The sequence below is a fragment of the Streptomyces sp. NPDC047869 genome (assembly GCF_040704065.1).
Lineage (GTDB): Bacteria > Actinomycetota > Actinomycetes > Streptomycetales > Streptomycetaceae > Streptomyces.
The window spans coordinates 152870-168849 of the sequence record NZ_JBEYRK010000017.1; the positions used below are offsets into that span (position 1 = coordinate 152870).

Annotated in this window: 14 protein-coding genes and 4 pseudogenes; 15 read left to right on the top strand and 3 right to left on the bottom strand. The window is 70.7% G+C overall.

The features are described from left to right. Positions 1-10: 10 nt before the first annotated feature. Genes AB0924_RS22760 through AB0924_RS22775 form a run of 4 tightly spaced genes read left to right on the top strand, consistent with a single transcriptional unit; the run spans position 11 to position 5838 of the window. Positions 11-1357 (top strand): ABC transporter substrate-binding protein, encoded by a 1347-nt coding sequence (locus AB0924_RS22760; RefSeq protein WP_358937710.1) that lies wholly within the window; start codon positions 11-13, stop codon positions 1355-1357. Next, on the top strand, positions 1354-2286 hold the full coding sequence (locus AB0924_RS22765; protein WP_358937712.1) for an ABC transporter permease: 933 nt from the start codon (positions 1354-1356) through the stop codon (positions 2284-2286). Before AB0924_RS22760 ends, AB0924_RS22765 begins: the two co-directional genes overlap by 4 nt. After that, a complete protein-coding gene (locus AB0924_RS22770; protein WP_366912347.1) occupies positions 2270-3064 on the top strand; it encodes an ABC transporter ATP-binding protein in 795 nt (264 codons plus the stop codon). Before AB0924_RS22765 ends, AB0924_RS22770 begins: the two co-directional genes overlap by 17 nt. A gap of 11 nt (positions 3065-3075) precedes the next feature. Continuing rightward, complete coding sequence (locus AB0924_RS22775; protein WP_366912348.1) at positions 3076-5838, top strand: fumarate reductase/succinate dehydrogenase flavoprotein subunit; 2763 nt, start codon at positions 3076-3078, stop codon at positions 5836-5838. A 149-nt stretch (positions 5839-5987) separates the two neighbouring features. On the opposite strand, the gene AB0924_RS22780 is transcribed toward AB0924_RS22775, so the two are convergent. Beyond that, positions 5988-6134 carry a hypothetical protein gene (locus tag AB0924_RS22780; RefSeq protein WP_358937718.1) on the bottom strand — a complete coding sequence of 49 codons (147 nt, stop codon included), beginning with the start codon at positions 6132-6134 and terminating at the stop codon, positions 5988-5990. Between the two features lie 66 nt (positions 6135-6200). Between AB0924_RS22780 and AB0924_RS22785 the strand changes: the two genes are divergently transcribed. Next, positions 6201-6590, top strand: coding sequence for a hypothetical protein (locus AB0924_RS22785; protein ID WP_366912349.1), 390 nt, complete (start codon positions 6201-6203; stop codon positions 6588-6590). A gap of 400 nt (positions 6591-6990) precedes the next feature. Then, the gene (locus AB0924_RS22790) at positions 6991-8445 is read left to right on the top strand and encodes an RNB domain-containing ribonuclease (RefSeq protein ID WP_366912350.1); all 1455 of its coding nucleotides are present in this window, start codon (positions 6991-6993) and stop codon (positions 8443-8445) included. Between the two features lie 63 nt (positions 8446-8508). Here the strand turns inward: AB0924_RS22790 and AB0924_RS22795 are convergent. Then, positions 8509-8604 (bottom strand): annotated as a pseudogene (locus tag AB0924_RS22795) (IS5/IS1182 family transposase); the annotation flags it as partial. 32 nt (positions 8605-8636) lie between these two features. On the opposite strand from AB0924_RS22795, the gene AB0924_RS22800 reads away from it, so the two are divergent. The 4 genes and pseudogenes from AB0924_RS22800 (at position 8637) to AB0924_RS22815 (ending at position 11434) form a co-directional block, all read left to right on the top strand. Beyond that, the gene (locus tag AB0924_RS22800) at positions 8637-8771 is read left to right on the top strand and encodes a hypothetical protein (RefSeq protein ID WP_366912360.1); all 135 of its coding nucleotides are present in this window, start codon (positions 8637-8639) and stop codon (positions 8769-8771) included. A gap of 504 nt (positions 8772-9275) precedes the next feature. Further along, positions 9276-9449: pseudogene (locus AB0924_RS22805) on the top strand (acyl-CoA thioesterase II); the annotation flags it as partial. A gap of 5 nt (positions 9450-9454) precedes the next feature. Then, positions 9455-10435: a cation diffusion facilitator family transporter gene (locus AB0924_RS22810; RefSeq protein WP_366912351.1), complete on the top strand. Its 981-nt coding sequence runs from the start codon at positions 9455-9457 to the stop codon at positions 10433-10435. A gap of 108 nt (positions 10436-10543) precedes the next feature. After that, positions 10544-11434: a maleylpyruvate isomerase N-terminal domain-containing protein gene (locus tag AB0924_RS22815; protein WP_366912361.1), complete on the top strand. Its 891-nt coding sequence runs from the start codon at positions 10544-10546 to the stop codon at positions 11432-11434. Positions 11435-11611: 177 nt separating this feature from the next. On the opposite strand, the gene AB0924_RS22820 is transcribed toward AB0924_RS22815, so the two are convergent. Then, positions 11612-11773 carry a hypothetical protein gene (locus AB0924_RS22820; protein WP_366912352.1) on the bottom strand — a complete coding sequence of 54 codons (162 nt, stop codon included), beginning with the start codon at positions 11771-11773 and terminating at the stop codon, positions 11612-11614. 434 nt (positions 11774-12207) lie between these two features. Between AB0924_RS22820 and AB0924_RS22825 the strand changes: the two genes are divergently transcribed. The 5 genes and pseudogenes from AB0924_RS22825 to AB0924_RS22845 all read left to right on the top strand — a co-directional run. Beyond that, the gene (locus AB0924_RS22825; RefSeq protein WP_366912353.1) at positions 12208-12714 is read left to right on the top strand and encodes a hypothetical protein; all 507 of its coding nucleotides are present in this window, start codon (positions 12208-12210) and stop codon (positions 12712-12714) included. Between the two features lie 952 nt (positions 12715-13666). After that, on the top strand, positions 13667-13831 hold the full coding sequence (locus tag AB0924_RS22830; protein ID WP_366912354.1) for a hypothetical protein: 165 nt from the start codon (positions 13667-13669) through the stop codon (positions 13829-13831). A 190-nt stretch (positions 13832-14021) separates the two neighbouring features. Continuing rightward, positions 14022-14393 carry an STAS domain-containing protein gene (locus AB0924_RS22835; RefSeq protein WP_366912362.1) on the top strand — a complete coding sequence of 124 codons (372 nt, stop codon included), beginning with the start codon at positions 14022-14024 and terminating at the stop codon, positions 14391-14393. Positions 14394-15260: 867 nt separating this feature from the next. Continuing rightward, positions 15261-15503, top strand: a pseudogene (locus tag AB0924_RS22840) (methyltransferase, FxLD system); the annotation flags it as partial. Beyond that, positions 15495-15791, top strand: a pseudogene (locus tag AB0924_RS22845) (hypothetical protein); the annotation flags it as partial. The pseudogenes AB0924_RS22840 and AB0924_RS22845, both read left to right, overlap by 9 nt. Positions 15792-15980 lie beyond the last annotated feature (189 nt).

A 15980-nucleotide genomic window follows, 5' to 3' on the forward strand; every position in this document is an offset into this window, starting at 1 on the left:
CCGAACTTCCATGAAACGCATAGTCCTTGTCGCAGCCGGTGCCGTGCTCCTCGCACCGCTCACCGCCTGCGGCGGCAATGCGGCGGCCGGCGGTGACGGAGCCACCGTCACGGTCACCGTCGGCTACCAGTCCAAGACCATCAACACGGTCACCGCGGGAACCCTCCTGCGCTCCCTCGGCTACTTCGAGAAGCAGCTGAACTCCCTCCACGACGGCCGCACCTACAGCGTCGACTGGCAGGACTACGCCACCGGCGCCCCCATCACCGCCCAGATGACCGCCGGGAAGATCGACATTGGCTCGATGGGCGACTTCCCGCTGCTCATCAACGCCGCACGCGGCAAACAGCTCGGCCGCCCCACCCACCTGGTCTCCGTCACCGGCTACAACCTCCGCGGCGGCCTCAACACCATCGTCACCGCACCCGCCTCCAAGCTCACCTCCCTGCAGGACCTGAAAGGCAAGAAGGTCTCCACCAGCGTCGGCTCCGCCGCCGACGGCACCCTCGTACGGGCCCTGCAGCGCGCCGGCATCGACCCGAACGACGGCATCCAGAAGCTCAACCAGCAGCCCGCCGTGGGCGCGTCGGCCTTGACCGCGGGCAGCGCGGACGCGCTGTCGCAGTTCGTCGCCTGGCCCGGCCTGCTCACCTACCAGGGCAAGGCGAAGGCCCTCTACGACGGCGCCCAGCTGAACCTGCCCACCTTCCACGGCGTCACCGCCCGCCAGGACTTCGCCAAGAACAGCCCGGCCGTGCTGGGGGCCTTCCTCAAGGCCCAGGCCGAGGCCACTGACTACCTCAACACCCATCCCGTGGCCGCCGCCGAGAAGGTCGCGAAGGCCACCGGCCTGCCCGCCGAGGTCGTCTACCTCTACAACGGCGCCCACGGCATCTCCACCTTCGACCCGGCCGTCAGGCCGCAGCTCGTCTCCGCGCTGAAGCAGGACGTGTCGGTCCTGAAGGCGGCGAAGCTGACCGGGGACATCGACGTGGACTCCTTCGTCGACGACCACTACGTGAAAAAGGCCCTCGGGGCGTCGTACGCGAAGCAACTCGCCGCCACGCCGGCCGCCGCCACGACCGAGGCATGGCCGAAGGGCGCCCAGGAGACCAAGGCCTTCAACTCCCCGGCGGAGCTGCTGGCCTACGTGGCCGCGCACCCGGACGGCATCCGTGCCGCCTACGTGCCCGACGCCACCACCGGCACCCTGTGGTTCGCCAACAAGGCTGTCTGGGTGGCCGACGGTGAGAAGCTCCTGCCGTTCGTCGCCCCGGCGACCGCGCAGGCGTACGCGTCCGGGCACGCTGGCGCCCGCGTCATCCCATACGCCGACGCCCTGGAGCGTGCCGCATGAGCCAGCCCGCGCCGCGAGCGGGCCGCTACCGGCAGCCAATCCCGCCTATCGGCCGGTATGCGCTGCGAATGGGCGCCGTCGCAGCCGCCCTCGGCCTCTGGCAGCTCCTGACCAGCCTGGACGTCGACCTGTGGCTGCGCTTCTCGCAGTTCCCCACTGTCACCGACGTGGCCCACGCCTTCGCCGACCGCCTCTCCGGGGCGGACTACTGGACGGACCTCACCGACAGCCTGACCCGTATCGTCACCGGCTTCCTGCTGGCAGCGGTGCTGGGTGTGGCGGTCGGCGTGCTCGTGGTCCGCTCCCGGCTGGCTGGGGACCTGCTGGGCCCGATCCTGGAAGTCGTCCGCCCGATCCCGGCGATCGCCCTGGTGCCCGTCGCGATCCTCCTGTTCCCCTCCAACGAACAGGGCATCGTCTTCATCACCTTCACCGCGGCCTTCTTCCCGGTCCTGGTCTCCACCCGGCACTCCGTCCGGGCGCTGACCCCCGTGTGGGAGGAAGCCGTGCTCACCATGGGCGGCGGCCGGTGGCGCATCCTCGGCTCGGTCGTCCTGCCGGGCGCGCTGCCCGGCATTTTCGGCGGCCTGTCGGTCGGCATCGGCGTCTCGTGGATCTGCGTGATCTCGGCCGAGATGATCTCCGGTCAGTACGGCGTCGGCTACCGCACCTGGCAGGACTACACGATCGTCAACTACCCCGGTGTCTTCGTCGGCATGGTCACGATCGGCGTCCTCGGCTGGCTCACCTCCACGACCGTCGAGCTGTTGGGCCGACGCCTGACCCGCTGGCTGCCCCGCACGTCGTACGTCCCCGGAACCCGGCCGACGGCGCCGCGCACGCTCGCGCCCGCCCGGCCGGTACCCGCCGCCGTAAGCACCCACCAGCCTTCCGACACCGAGGAAGCCCACGATGAGCACCTCGTCTGACCTGAAGCCCGAACTCCGTACGGTGGACCAGGCGCCGTCGTCCGTTCGCGGCACCCGGCTCACCCTCCACGCCGCCACGCTCGGCCGCCCCGACGCGCCTGTCCTGGCCGACGTCGACCTGGACATCGCGCGGGGCGAGATCGTCACCGTCGTCGGCCCCTCCGGGTGCGGCAAATCGACCCTGCTGCGCAGCCTGGCGGGTTTGCTGCCCCCGCTGGCCGGAGGGATCGGCCAGGACGGGCACCCCCTGGCCGGCCCCTCCGCAGAACGCGCCCTGATCTTCCAGGAGGACGCCCTCCTGCCCTGGCGCACCCTGCGCGCCAATGTCGAACTCCCGCTCGCCATACGCCGCGCCCCGCGCTCCGAGCGCCGCGTCCAGGCCGAGGAGTGGCTGGCCCGGGTCGGGCTCGCCGACCACGCCCGCCAGCTGCCGCACCGCGTCTCCGGCGGGCAGCGCCAGCGCGCCCAGTTGGCCCGCGCCCTGGCCGGGCGTCCGCGTGCCGTACTCATGGACGAGCCGTTCGGCGCCCTCGACGCCCAGACCCGGGCCGGCATGCAGGACCTGCTGGTGGAGGTGCTGCGAGGCACCGGCGCGACCGTCGTCTTCGTCACCCACGACGTGGACGAGGCCCTGTTCCTCGGCGACCGCATGGCCCTCCTCGGCGCCGGCCGCCTGCTCGCCGTACGGGACGTACCGCGCCCGCGCGACCGTAGGGCCCTCGGCGACCCGGCCCGCATGGCCCTGCGCCGCGACGTCCTCACCTCGCTCGGCACATGAAAGGCACCCCGGTGAACCCTCGCCCGAACACCCACTCCGAGCCCCTGCGGATCCCCACTCTCACCGACGCCGAGGAAATGACCTGCGACGTCCTCGTCATCGGCGGCGGCACCGCCGGCACCATGGCGGCCCTGACCGCCGCCGAGCACGGCGCGAACGTCCTCCTCCTGGAGAAGGCGCACGTCCGTCACTCCGGCGCCCTCGCCATGGGCATGGATGGCGTCAACAATGCGGTCATCCCGGGCCGTGCCGAGCCCGACGACTACGTCGCCGAGATCACCCGCGCCAACGACGGCATCGTCGACCAGTCCACCGTCCGCCAGACCGCCACCCGCGGCTTCGCGATGGTGCAGCGGCTGGAGTCGTACGGCGTGAAGTTCGAGAAGGACGAACACGGCGAGTACGCGGTCCGCCAGGTCCACCGCTCGGGTTCCTACGTGCTGCCGATGCCGGAGGGCAAGGACGTCAAAAAGGTCCTGTACCGGCAGCTGCGGCGGCGCGAGATGCGCGAGCGGATCCGCATCGAGAACCGGGTGATGCCGGTGCGCGTGCTCACCGCCGCCGGGCGGGCCGTGGGCGCGGTCGGCTTCCACACCCGCACAGGTGCGTTCGTCACCGTCCGCGCCGGCGCGGTGATCCTGGCGACCGGCGCCTGCGGCCGCCTCGGCCTGCCCGCCTCCGGCTACCTCTACGGCACCTACGAGAACCCCACCAACGCCGGCGACGGCTACGCCATGGCCTACCACGCGGGCGCCGAACTCACCGGCATCGAGTGCTTCCAGATCAACCCGCTGATCAAGGACTACAACGGCCCCGCCTGCGCCTACGTCGCCAACCCCTTCGGCGGCTACCAGGTCAACCGGCACGGCGAACGCTTCGTCGACTCCGACTACTGGTCCGGCCAGATGATGGCCGAGTTCGCGGCCGAGATCGAAAGCGACCGGGGCCCGGTCTACCTGAAGCTGAGCCACCTGCCAGAGGAGTCGATCTCAGCCCTGGAGTCGATCCTCCACTCGACCGAACGCCCGACGCGCGGCACCTTCCACGCCGGCCGGGGCCATGACTACCGCACCCACGACGTCGAGATGCACATCTCGGAAATCGGCCTGTGCGGCGGCCACTCGGCCTCCGGCGTACGGGTCGACGACCACGCCCGTACGACCGTCCCCCGCCTGTACGCCGCCGGCGACCTGGCCTGCGTACCGCACAACTACATGATCGGCGCATTCGTCTTCGGTGACCTGGCCGGAGCGGACGCGTCCCAGTACCGGGCCTACGAAGGCGAGTTGCCGGAGGACCAGCTGCGCGAGGCGCACGAGCTGGTCTACCGCCCGCTGCGCAACCCGGACGGCCCACCGCAGCCCCAGGTCGAGTACAAGCTGCGCCGCTTCGTGAACGACTACGTCGCCCCGCCGAAGTCCGGCGCCCGTCTCTCCCTCGCCCTGGAAGCCTTCGAGCGGATGCGGGACGACTTGGCCGCGATGGGCGCCGGAACCCCGCACGAACTCATGCGCTGCGCCGAGGTCACCTTCATCCGCGACTGCGCGGAGATGGCCGCACGCGCCTCCCTGGCCCGCACCGAGTCCCGCTGGGGCCTCTACCACGACCGCATCGACCACCCGCGTCGCGACGACGCGTCCTGGTTCCACCACCTCGACCTGCACAAGTCCCCCTCCGGGGCGATGGAGTTCACGTCCCGTCCAGTGGCTCCCTACCTGGTCCCGGTCGACGGCTTCGCCCCGGCCGCCAGCCTTTCCCGGCACATCGGCGAGGTCCACCCGGAACGTGTGGCGACGGCAGGGGCTCGGGAAGCGGCGCCGGTGGCGTTGCGGCAGGAGCCCACCGTGCCCGACACAGCCGCCCGCCCCCGGGCCGACGCGGACGCACAAGTCACACCTCGCCTGCTCGAACTCCTCTCTCTCACAGAGGACGAGCCTGATCTTTCCCTGCTCGCCGACTACTTGACGGACCCCGATTCCAGCGTGCGCCGGACGGCCGTCACGGTCCTGACGGAGATCGTGCCGCCGGGCACCGGACCGGCACTGGCTTCGGCGCTCGCCGATCCCGACGCCGGCGTCCGCGCCGCCGCAGTCGCCTCACTGCGCGAACTGGTCGAGACGCTGTCGCCGGAACCGGCCCTGCGTGACGGCCTCGCCGCCGCCCTGTCCGAGGCCGACCCCGCCGTCCGCGCGGCCGCACTGGACGTGCTGCGTGCTCTGCGGCTCGGCGACGCCGAATTGTTCGCGCACTCCCTGTCGGACACCGACATCGCCGTACGCATCGCGGCCGTGCGCGCGCTGGTGTCGGTCGACGCCTCCGTGGAGGTGGCCCGCGCGGCGGCCGTCGATCCGTCCCGCGAGGTCCGCGTCACGATCGCCAAGGCCCTGGCCACCATGGGCACAGGCTCAGACATGGCCCGCTCGGCCCTCGCAGCGCTCGTCGACGATCCGGACGCCCTGGTGCGGGGGGCCGCCTACGAAGCTCTGGGCACGACGGGCTGCCCGGTAGCCCTAGCCACACGCGCCGAGGCGGCCTTGGCAGACTTGGCCTGGCAGGTCCGGGCCGGCGCAGCCACCGCTCTGTCCGTCGCAGACCCCGACCTGGCCGTCCCGGCCCTCGCCAAGGCCCTCACCGACCTGAACGCTGACGTCCGCAAGGCCGCCGTACTGGCCCTGACTAAGCACCGTGTCGTCGAGGGCGCCCGAGCCGCCCTGGCCACCGCGACGACGGACTCGGACGCGGATGTCAGGGCCTATGCGGCGCGGGCGCTGTGACCGGGACCTGCGGTGCGGCCGGGAGGCGTCCCGTGTTCTGCAGGACGTACCGCCACGTTCGTGCCGAGCGTGATCCCCGCCTCGTCGGCCGACCTCGTATGAATCCTAAAGAAGACCCGGGCGTCGACGTTCTCGTCCGAGAGTGGCTTTCAGGTGGTGTAGGTCCGGGTCACGCCCGGCGCGGTGGGGTTGGGCAGTGCGAACGGGGCAGTACGCGGTCCGCCGAGCGCCGACAGGACGGTCTGCGCGGCGCCCGCGTAGGTGTGGCCGCGCCGAGATACGCATGCCGCGATCATCCATCATTGTCGTGTCGGCCCCCGCACCGGTCACCCTCCCGGTCAGGCTGGAAGGGCGAAGGGTGGGTGCGCGCCGTTGAGCAAGTAGTCGCCCACCACAAACAGGTCCGAGCCCGACTCGGCTACTTCGACGTCCCCACCGCCCACCTCGCCGATCTGCTGCGCCACCCGGACGCGATGCAGCCGCGCACCTTCGTCCCGCGCGACATCCCGATGCGCTTCGACCCCGCCGCGATGCCGGACATCGACCACTGGGTCAGCCGTAACGGCCACCGGCTGCTGTTCGTCAACGGCACCCAAGATCCCGCCGTAGCCGAGTCCTTCCACCCCCGCTCCCGCGACTCCCGCGTCCTATGGGCCCCCGGCAGCAACCACCACGCCACCATCTCCGGCCTCGACTCCAACGACCGCGCGGAGGCCCTCGCCCTCCTCACGCGCTGGACCAGCACCCGTTGAAGGCAGGCACTGCCTCGGGCGTACGCACACCGCACGGAAGACAGACGCAATGCGTTCGTTCTAGGTGCGGCAGCAGCGCCCGCCCGTTCCCGGGCGCCAACCGCACCCGCCGCGTCCGCCTAGCGATCGAGGCCGGGCGGGCTGTGTTGCGTGTCCAAGGGCTGTCCCGTAATCCCCGGTGGATAAGCGCGCGGCGTCAGATGCGGTGCATCGCAAGGCGGAGCGTCGTCCTCATGCTGGGCGTATTCGGGCGATCCGACAACGCGGCGAGGTGCCGTAGCTGTCGCCGCGCGCCCTCCGGCGATGTCCCCTCCTCGCGCGGCCGCCGTCGCCCCGGTCCCCTCCGCCGCCCGGCCCCGCTCGCCGCGCCGATTCGTGACCGCCGCCCTACGCTCGGGGCATGCAACGCCGCCCGATGCACATGTCTGCCGAGGCTCAGGACGCTCTGCGCACCGCGCTGGAGGAACTCCGCGCGGAGCTGAAGGTCCCTCTGAGCTTCCCCAAGCGCGTACTCAAAGCGGCCGACAAGGCCGCGGGTGAGGCGCGCTTGCCCGACAAGGACGCCACCCACCTGCCGTTCTTCACGATTGATCCGCCGACCTCCAAGGACCTCGACCAGGCCATGCACCTGGAACGGCGGCCCGGTGGCGGCTACCGCGTGTACTACGCCATCGCGGACGTGGCGGCCTTCGTCAGGGCGGGCAGCCCTCTGGACATCGAGGCGCACGACAGGATCGAAACGCTGTACTTCCCCGACCTCAAGGTGCCCCTGCACCCGCCCGTCCTCTCCGAGGGCGCGGCCAGCCTGCTGCCGAACAAGGACCGCCCCGCCCTGTTGTGGCAGCACGACCTCGACGCCCACGGCAATCTGACCGACTCGTCCGTGAGCCGGGCCGTGATCCGAAGTCGGGCCCAGCTCGACTACGCCGGCGCCCAGCAGGCCATCGAGAACGGCACGGCGGAGGAGTCCCTCGCCCTGCTGCGCGAGATCGGCGAGCTGCGGGAGGCCGTCGAAATCGCGCGCGGCGGCATCTCGGTGAATCTGCCGGACCAGGAGGTCACCCTCGAGGACGGATCGTTCCGGCTGCGCTACGTGGCGACGCTGCCGGTCGAGGGCTGGAACGAGCAGATCTCCCTCATGACCGGGATGTCCGCGGCCCAGATCATGCTCGACACGGGTACCGGCATCCTGCGGACCCAGAAGGAGCAGGCCGATCAGAACGTGATCAAGCGCCTGCACGACATCGCGAAGACCCTGGGCATCGTCTGGCGGCCCGGCATCTCGTACGCCACGCTGGTCCGCAAGCTCGATCCCCAGAACCAGCAGCACATGGCCTTCCTCACCGAGGCCACGAGCACGATGCTCAAGGCGGAGTACACCGTCTTCCGCGACAACCAGAAGCCGGCGTACACGATGCACGCAGCGATCGCGGCCCCGTACACCCATTGCACGGCTCCGCTGCGGCGCCTGGTCGACCGGTACACCGGTGAGCTGTGCGTGATGGCGTGCGCGGACAAGGCCCCGCCGAACTGGGTGCTCGACGCCCTGTCCTGCATCCCGTGCGACATGGCACGGGGGAAGGGCGGCCTGGCGGACCGGCAGACCATGGACCTGGCCGAGGCCGCGGTGCTCAAGGACCGCGTGGGCGAGGTGTTCGACGCCGCGGTCATCGACACCGACGCGGAGCGGGGCAGGCCGCGCGAGGGCAAAGTGTTCCTGGCCGACCCCGCCGTGCTGGCCAAGGTCGTCTCGAACAACGGCCTGGATCTCCACCTCGGATCCAGCATCAGGGCCAGGCTCAAGCAGGCGGACCCCGCCGCGGACGAGGACAAGGTCCTCTTCACCGTGCCGTAAGGGGTGTTCCGTAAAGATCTTGGAGCCGCCTCGGGCATGGCGGGCCATCGTGCCACCTGCGACCTATCCGGCGAGGGCGAGGTTGTGCATCCGGGCGATGCCGAGCATGGCGTGGTGGACGCCGTCGCCTTTGAGGCGGCAGTCGCGGAGGATCTTCCAGCATCGAGGGCGGCAACGGCAACGCCAGCCTCATCGGCGACTCCGGCAACGATTCCCTGTCCGGCGGCAACGGCAACGACGCTCTCAATGGCGGCGCCGATACCAACGACGGCGGATCCGGCCGCAATGCCTGCGCCAACCCCTCGACCGGACCCGGGTGCAACTAGCCCCACGGCCAACCCTCACCTGGTCAACGATCACCAGAAACGGGCCCCGGCACGCCTCTCGTCCCAGCGGCGACCGAGGCGTGGGGCCCGTTTCAGCGCTCCGACGCGGCTCCCCAGCCCACAGAGGCGACGACCGACGGGAAAAAAACGGGGAACACCGGTGAGCGGCCCGAAAGCGAGCTGGTCACCGTCTTGCCAGGTCGCACCTGCGGACATGGCTTCGCGGGCGTCGCATCCGCCACCGCATGTGGCGGCCGCGGCCATGACGGCGGCGTGCGCGGCCGGCGAGATGACCAGGACCTCGGCGTTGTCGAGGAGCTGGAGAACCTGCCGAATCTGCCACTGACCGACCAGACGAAGAAACCGGCAACAGCACCTCCGGCCGGGGTTGCCGCGCCGGGCGAAACACGCCTCGAAAGCCTGGACAGCGAACAGCACCAGGAACCACCCGCTCGTCGATGCCGCCCCTCACCACCCGGCCGGCGTTGCCGCGCTCGGCGAGACGCGATGTGGTTCCACCGGCCGTTCCGGGCCGACGAGTGGCTGCTGTACGACCAGAAGTCCCCGTCGGCATACGGCGCCCGCGGCCTCGGTCAGGCCCGCATCTACACGCAGGACCGGCGCCTGGCCATCTCGGTCATCCAGGAGGGCGTGGTACGGGTTCCGCGGGAACACTGAGGGGCATGGCGAAAGCTCTGCACCCGGACCGGCGGGATACCGACGTCGGAAGTACCCTCACGGTCATCGTCGCCGCCCTCGCCAACCTCGGCATCGCGGTGGCCAAGGTGGCGGCCGGCCTCATCAGCGGCTCCAGCGCCATGCTCTCCGAGGCCGCGCACTCGGTCGCCGACACGGTCACCGAGGTGTTGCTGCTGACGGCGCTCAAGCGCAGCCGGAAACCCCCCGACGAGGACCATCCCCTCGGATACGGCCCCGAACGCTACGTCTGGGCGCTGCTCGCCGCAGTCGCCACCTTCGTCGGCGGCGCGGTCTTCTCCCTCTACGACGGCATCCACACCCTGACGATGGGCGAGACGCTCGGTGACCCGCGGGTGTCGTACATCGTCCTCGCGGTCGCCTTCGTGCTGGAGGGCTTCTCGCTGCGGACCGCGGTGCGCCAGGCGCGCGGTGACGCGGACCGCCGCGGGATGCCCTTCCGGCTCTATCTGCGGCACACGCCCGACACCGCCGTGAAGGCGGTGGTTCTGGAGGACTCGGCTGCGCTGATCGGCCTGGTGCTGGCGGCGGGCGGCCTGCTGGGCGGGCAGCTCACGGGATCCGGGGTCTGGGACGGCATCGCCTCCCTGTCCATCGGCGTGCTGCTGCTGTACGTCGCCTGGGTGCTCGGCCGGTCGAACGTGGAGCTTCTCATCGGGCGGCCGCTGCCCCGGCCGGTGCGGGAGCGGATCCGGGCGGAACTGCTGCAGGTGGAGCACATCGAGGCGGTGCTGGAGCTGACGACGCTGGTGCAGGCGCCGGGAGAGGCCCTGGTGGCGGCCAAGGTCGACTTCCGTGATCTGTCGACCGCCGCCGAGGTCGAGTGGGCCTGTGAGCGGGCCGAGCAGCGACTGCACGAGGCGTTCCCGGCGGTGTGCCGGGTGTATCTGGACCCGACGCCCGGGCATGCGCAGCGGCGCTCCGAGGGCCTGAACCCCGGTTCGTGAAAACGGCTTGTAAGCGCGAGGCGCGCCCGGTGGGATGAGGCCGTGACCGTCATCGCGGAGCCGTGGAACTGGCGGGGCGGGCGGATCCGGGACGCCTTCCTGGACGCCGTGCGGACGGTCGTCGACCTCGCGGCCGACCCCGCTGTCGCCGCCGCGTGGAACGAGCCGGGCGTGCTCAAGGACTTCAGCGTGCGAGGGCTGGTCGGGCACATGTTCTGGCAGGAGCTCGCGCTGCCCGGGATGCTTTCGGATCCGGTGCCCGCCGAGCCGGTGGTGTCCTTGCGGGAGTACTACCTCCAGCGGGTGACCTGGCTCGACGCAGGCGCCCACGGCGCCGTGAGCGTCCGGATCCGGCAGGGCGGGGAGGCCACGGCCGCCGACGGCCACGAGGCGCTGCTCGCAGGGGTGCGGGAGGCGGTCGGGCGACTGCGCACGCAGGTCCCGGACGCTCCCGCCGTACGTCCCGTCCGCGTCTCCTCCACTCAGCGCATCCCGCAGGACAAGCATCAGCAACTTGTCCTGCTCCAGACGGCCCACAGCCACCGGGGGACGCGAGTACGGCCCACCTCTACGAGAAAGGCTTCGGCCACGCCTTTGAGGTGTGACGTCACGGCCTCAACTGTTCAGCCGTCGCCAGCCTGCCTCAGGCCACCCAGAGACAGCCTGACTCGACGGCGCGGCCGGCGGGAAGACGCCGGCGGCAGGTGGGTGTGGGCAGCGGCGCGGGTGGTCGGCCGGTCGTGGGGCCAGCCTGCTTCCGCCAGGCCGTGCGCCAGATCGTCAGTTCGTCCTCGGTGGAGCGGACGGTCTTCCCGTCCAACTTGCCTTCGGGCACCGGGATGCCGCGTTCCGGGGAGCGCCTGCGCATGTAGGTGCGCGCCGTCGACGCCTTCCTCGGCAGGATCCTCCGGTGGCCGTGCTGCGCCGAACCGCGCTGCCGCGCCGCGCGACGATGTTTCCCCGGGCGGCTGCCCGACAGGCACGGCCAAGGCCTGTTGAGAGCCGTAGGCGCCTGGACTCGATCACCAAGGCTGTCGGCCATCCGGTCGCGGGCACTGGGGCGCCGGGAGGCCGATCACACGGGCCTACGGCGGCTGGTTCATCGCGTGTGCGTTCAGACACCTCGGCCGGTGAGGCTGGCCCCCGTCCTGGAGTTAGGACGGGGGCCAGCGGGCTCTACCGGCTGCGGCGGCGGCCCTTGCCCGGCAGCAGCAGCTTGACGGCGAACGTGCCGACGCCGGTGACGGCGGCGAGCATCTCCATCGGCTCCTTGGCGTCCTGGAAGGCACACGAGGTGACGACGGCGTGGAGCTGGTCCAGGAGAAGGTGGGCGATCAACGGGCTCCCTGTGCTCGGGGTGAGGGAGGCCTGGTGTCTCCCTCTGCAGGCGACCGTGACGACCTTCCTCACACCTGCACACGACGCCGCAGGGAGGCAGCACGACATGAGCAAGACCCGCACAACAAGGGCGCCGGCGGCCTCAGGCGTGCGTGCGACGCCACCGGGAGGGGCGAGGCAGGGGCGAGACCCGCACAGCGGCGATGCCGGCGGACCTCTGCGGAGCGGAGCGGGTCAGGTGGTGGCACTCTCCACCGCGGCCGCCAGGGCGAGCGCTACGCCGTAGCTCGAGGACCGGTTCAGAGCTCCCTGCACGCGGGTCATAGCGGCAGGTGGCGGGTGTCCTCGTGCCCCAGGGCGTTTCCTGTGGATCACGAAGCGGGGACCCCTGTTCTGAGCCTGGAGGAGATGATCGGTGCAGCTAGCCTGGCGGCATGTCCATCTCCTGGCGGTCCAGCGCCGTAGCGTTCGAGCAGATACTGGGTCGGCATGGCGTCGCCGCTGGTGCCTGCACCATGGAGACGGCGTGGGCTGCCTTCGAGGAGTTCGTGCAGGTACCGGTCGAGGGCATCGAGGGGCCCGAGGACGACGGGGACGGCTTCATCGTTGAGTGGGGCGTCTGGGACTGGACCGGGAACCGGCCCGCGCTGTCTCTTGGACGACTGCTGGCCGTCAACGAGGACGGCGATCGGCAGGATCCGTACTGGCAGCCCCAGTACTGGAAGGTGGAGTTCCAAGCATGCTTCACCGAGGACCCCGCCTGGGCGGACCTGCACAGCGGCGGTGGCGGAAACAGCGGCTTCGATCACGCTGCCATCGGCAAGCCCAGAGCCGACGCACTCGCCGCCACACGCCGTTACATCGACCAGGACCCCCTCCTCAGCGCGATGTGGCGGTCCACTCCGCTCGACATCGAAGTCACACTCGACCCGGCAGGATAGCCGCATCCCCGGGTCATCTGACCGACCAGACGAAGAAACCGGCAACAGCACCTCCGGCCGCCGTTGCCGCGCCCGGCGAAACACGCCTCGAAGGGCCTGGACGGCGAACGGCACCAGGAACCACCGCTCGTCGATGCCGCCCCTCACCCACAGATCGATCGTGGGGGCCCTGGCCGTGTCCGACCGCATCGACGGTCGCGGCAAGGACGGTGCGCAGGGCGGTAGGTGCGGGCGCTCTCCGTGGCCTTAGCCAGTTCTTCCTGCATGCGGTAGCTGGGCTCGCGATGGAGCTTGCCCGTGGCTCGGTCGTAGTGACGGCGCGGCTCGATGGGGTCGTGCCGCGTAGCGGCTCCGCTGTACCTTTCCGCAGCTCAGTGAGCCGGGGCGAGAGCGCTCTGGACCGCAGTGATCAGTGGTTCCGTTCAGTAGTTGATCACCCAGCCCTGGCCAGTCGCCAACACAGGGCGGCCGGCCAGGCTCTCGCGCGCGTAGAGGGGGCCAGCAAGTCCAGAACCCTGAGCCGGTGAGGCTGCCCCCCGCCCGGCGTCAAGGCTAGAGCCGACAGGCTCTACCGGCTGCTGCGGTGGCGGCCCTTGCCCGGCAGCAGCTTGACGACGAGCCTGCCTACGGTACGCACGGTGACGTCCACCGCTCCCTCTTCCGGTCGGGCCCGTCGCGGCCCGCGTCGGTGACGCGGACTCCAGCAGCCCGGCATCCCTCCTCAGCAGTCAAGGCGAGCGCGTCGGCTGCGTCGGCGGTATCCGAAATGTTCGTCGCCCCGTCCTGGGTGCTACCCAACGGGGCCCTTTTCGCATCCGGTCCTGTCGGTCACGAGTCGAGCCCTCCTCAAGAGGTGGAGGGGCTTGCGCGGCTTGACCGTACCTCCTCCCCCGTCACCACCCGGCCGCCCTGTCCGGGACGGGAGGACTTTTTTTCGAGGCCTGGAGGACCAGTGAGCACCGAGCAGCGCGAACAGCACCAGCCGACCCAGGCGCCTGCCCCGCGGAGCGACCCGCGCCGGAAGTTCGTGAAGAAGGGCGCCCTGACCGTGATGGGCGCCGTGGCGTCGGCGGTCACGCGGGAGGTGATCAAGCGAGTACTCGGCGATGACGCCTGACACGGCCGGACGTGCGGCCGCCGGGGACTGGCGGGTCCCCGGCCGGATCGGGCCGGCCGGAACCCCGAAGGAAACCGCGTCCAGCGCGGATGAACGTCACAGGACGGGGTAGCTGGGCTGCTGGCCGTGTAGACCCCGTATCCGAGGAGAACTTGTGAGCGAACCAGCAGGTCTGAGTGTTGAGGTGGCCGTGATCAGCTCCGACGCCGCGGTCATCACCGTCTGCGGAGAGCTCGACACTGACACCGGCCTCGCCCTTCAGCACCAGTTGGCCGGTCAGGTGGTGCACGGACGACGTCACCTCGTGCTGGACCTGGCGGACGTGCCGTTCATGGACTCCTCCGGGCTGCGTGTCATCGTACGGACCGTCAGCGAAATGCGGAGCATCGACGGATCCGTGTCCCTGGCCGCGCCCAGCGAAGTGGTGCGACGTGTGCTCGACCTGACCGGGGTCGGCATGACCTGCCAGATATTCGACAGCGCGGACGCAGCTTGTGAAGCCCTCCTGGGCCGGAAGGACGAGGTGCCGGATCGCACGGCCTACGACACGGTCGATCGATAGCGAATCCACTGCGCCGACGAGGCGCAGTGCCCGCCATGCGGCCGGCGTGACCGTGCCGATGCGCAAAAACCCGCGGAGTGCCTCGGCCAGGTCGCCGTAGCGGTCGTCGTCCCCGGTGAAGCGCACGACGACCTGCTCCAACACCGCCAGGGTGGCACCCGGATCGCCGGTGATCGCCCACAGGGCGACCGCCGCCGTCACCCTCCCATGCTCGGCGTTCTCCATGACCTCACGCACCCGTCCGGCATGCGCCGCGGCGGCGGGGCCGAAGTCGGACAGGAGGAGAACCGGTCCGTACGGCGACGCCTGCTCGTCGTGCACCGCCTCGCCCAGGAGCCGCAGGGCGGTGCCGTCGTCACCCCCCGCGATGCGCCACGCGGCCCACGCGGTCCTGTGGTGGTTGCCCAGGTGGTCGAGGACGACCGCGTCGCGCACGGCGGATGCCGTCGAGGCGGCACCGGGACCCGTGGCCAGCAGCACGTCGACCACGCGCAACGAGTACCGCGTGTCCTTCAGGAGCGGCAGGGCGACCGGGAGCACGGGCAGCGCGTCCGGCCCCCACTCCTCGGCGACCTGCAGCAAGGTGCCCATGATCTCGCCGTGGTCGCCGTGCCGTTCGTGGTCCTGCCGCACCTCCTCCAGCAGCCCGGCCAGCAGGACGTCCGCGTGCTCGCGCAGCGGCGCGAGGACTTCGTGCATCTCCGGCCGACGCGGATCGCCCGCCACCCAGCTGCGCCCGAACTGCTCCCGGTAGGGCGCCCAGAGCGACTCGACCAGGCCGGGGAGGCCGCGGGGGTCGCCCAGCCCCACCAGGGCCCAGCGTGCGAAGTCGCCGACGGTCCCCTCGATCCAGGAGATCTCGTCGGAGAGGTAGTCATGGGAACGAGTGACCACACCGCATCGTCCACCGAGGCAACGGCCGACGCCGATAGCGTCAGCGCGGTGAACACCGACACGATCACCACCCCCACGGCGGACGCCGACAGCCTCCGCAACGCCTTGGTCGACCAGCTCCGCGCGGGCGGACACGCCCGCACACCCGCCGTCGAGACTGCGTTGCGGACCGTACCCCGCCACGTGTTCGAGCCCGACGCGTCACTCGCCGAGGCACTCGCCGCGCACCGCATCGTCGAGGACCTACATCGCAGGACGATGGACGCTGAGGACGGCTACGCGGCCCGCGAGAACTTGGCTCACCCTCTGTTCACCGAGATCGCCACGGACCTGCAAGTGCATGACTGTCGGGCGCTGGTGCGCGCCTGCGCCCTCGGCGCAGGGATCCTCCCGGACGAACCGCGACGAGAACTGACAGCAGCTCTGCGCGCCAGTGACAACGTGATCCGGGAAAGCCTCGCACGTCCCCTTGGGCCTGGAGCAACGCAACCCTTGCGGTTCTGACGGTGTCTATCGGCGCTGCCGGTGCTGCTGTTCGGCAGGCGTCGTAGTCGCCGATGGAAGCTGACCGTCATGGGTCCTCTGATGGTGACAGCAGGCACTGACATTGATGCTGATACTCGGGTTCCGGTGGTCGTGACCCGGGCACTGACTGACGCCCTGCTGGGCTGTCTTCGCGTTGTTCTGTCCAGC

Coding starts and splice junctions, on each gene's coding strand:
- AB0924_RS22770 (WP_366912347.1), top strand. CDS start 2,270: ATGAGCACCTCGTCTGACCTGAAGCCCGAACTCCGTACGGTGGACCAG.
- AB0924_RS22810 (WP_366912351.1), top strand. CDS start 9,455: ATGGCGAAAGCTCTGCACCCGGACCGGCGGGATACCGACGTCGGAAGT.
- AB0924_RS22760 (WP_358937710.1), top strand. CDS start 11: ATGAAACGCATAGTCCTTGTCGCAGCCGGTGCCGTGCTCCTCGCACCG.
- AB0924_RS22780 (WP_358937718.1), bottom strand. CDS start 6,134: ATGATCGCGGCATGCGTATCTCGGCGCGGCCACACCTACGCGGGCGCC.
- AB0924_RS22765 (WP_358937712.1), top strand. CDS start 1,354: ATGAGCCAGCCCGCGCCGCGAGCGGGCCGCTACCGGCAGCCAATCCCG.
- AB0924_RS22790 (WP_366912350.1), top strand. CDS start 6,991: ATGCAACGCCGCCCGATGCACATGTCTGCCGAGGCTCAGGACGCTCTG.
- AB0924_RS22825 (WP_366912353.1), top strand. CDS start 12,208: ATGTCCATCTCCTGGCGGTCCAGCGCCGTAGCGTTCGAGCAGATACTG.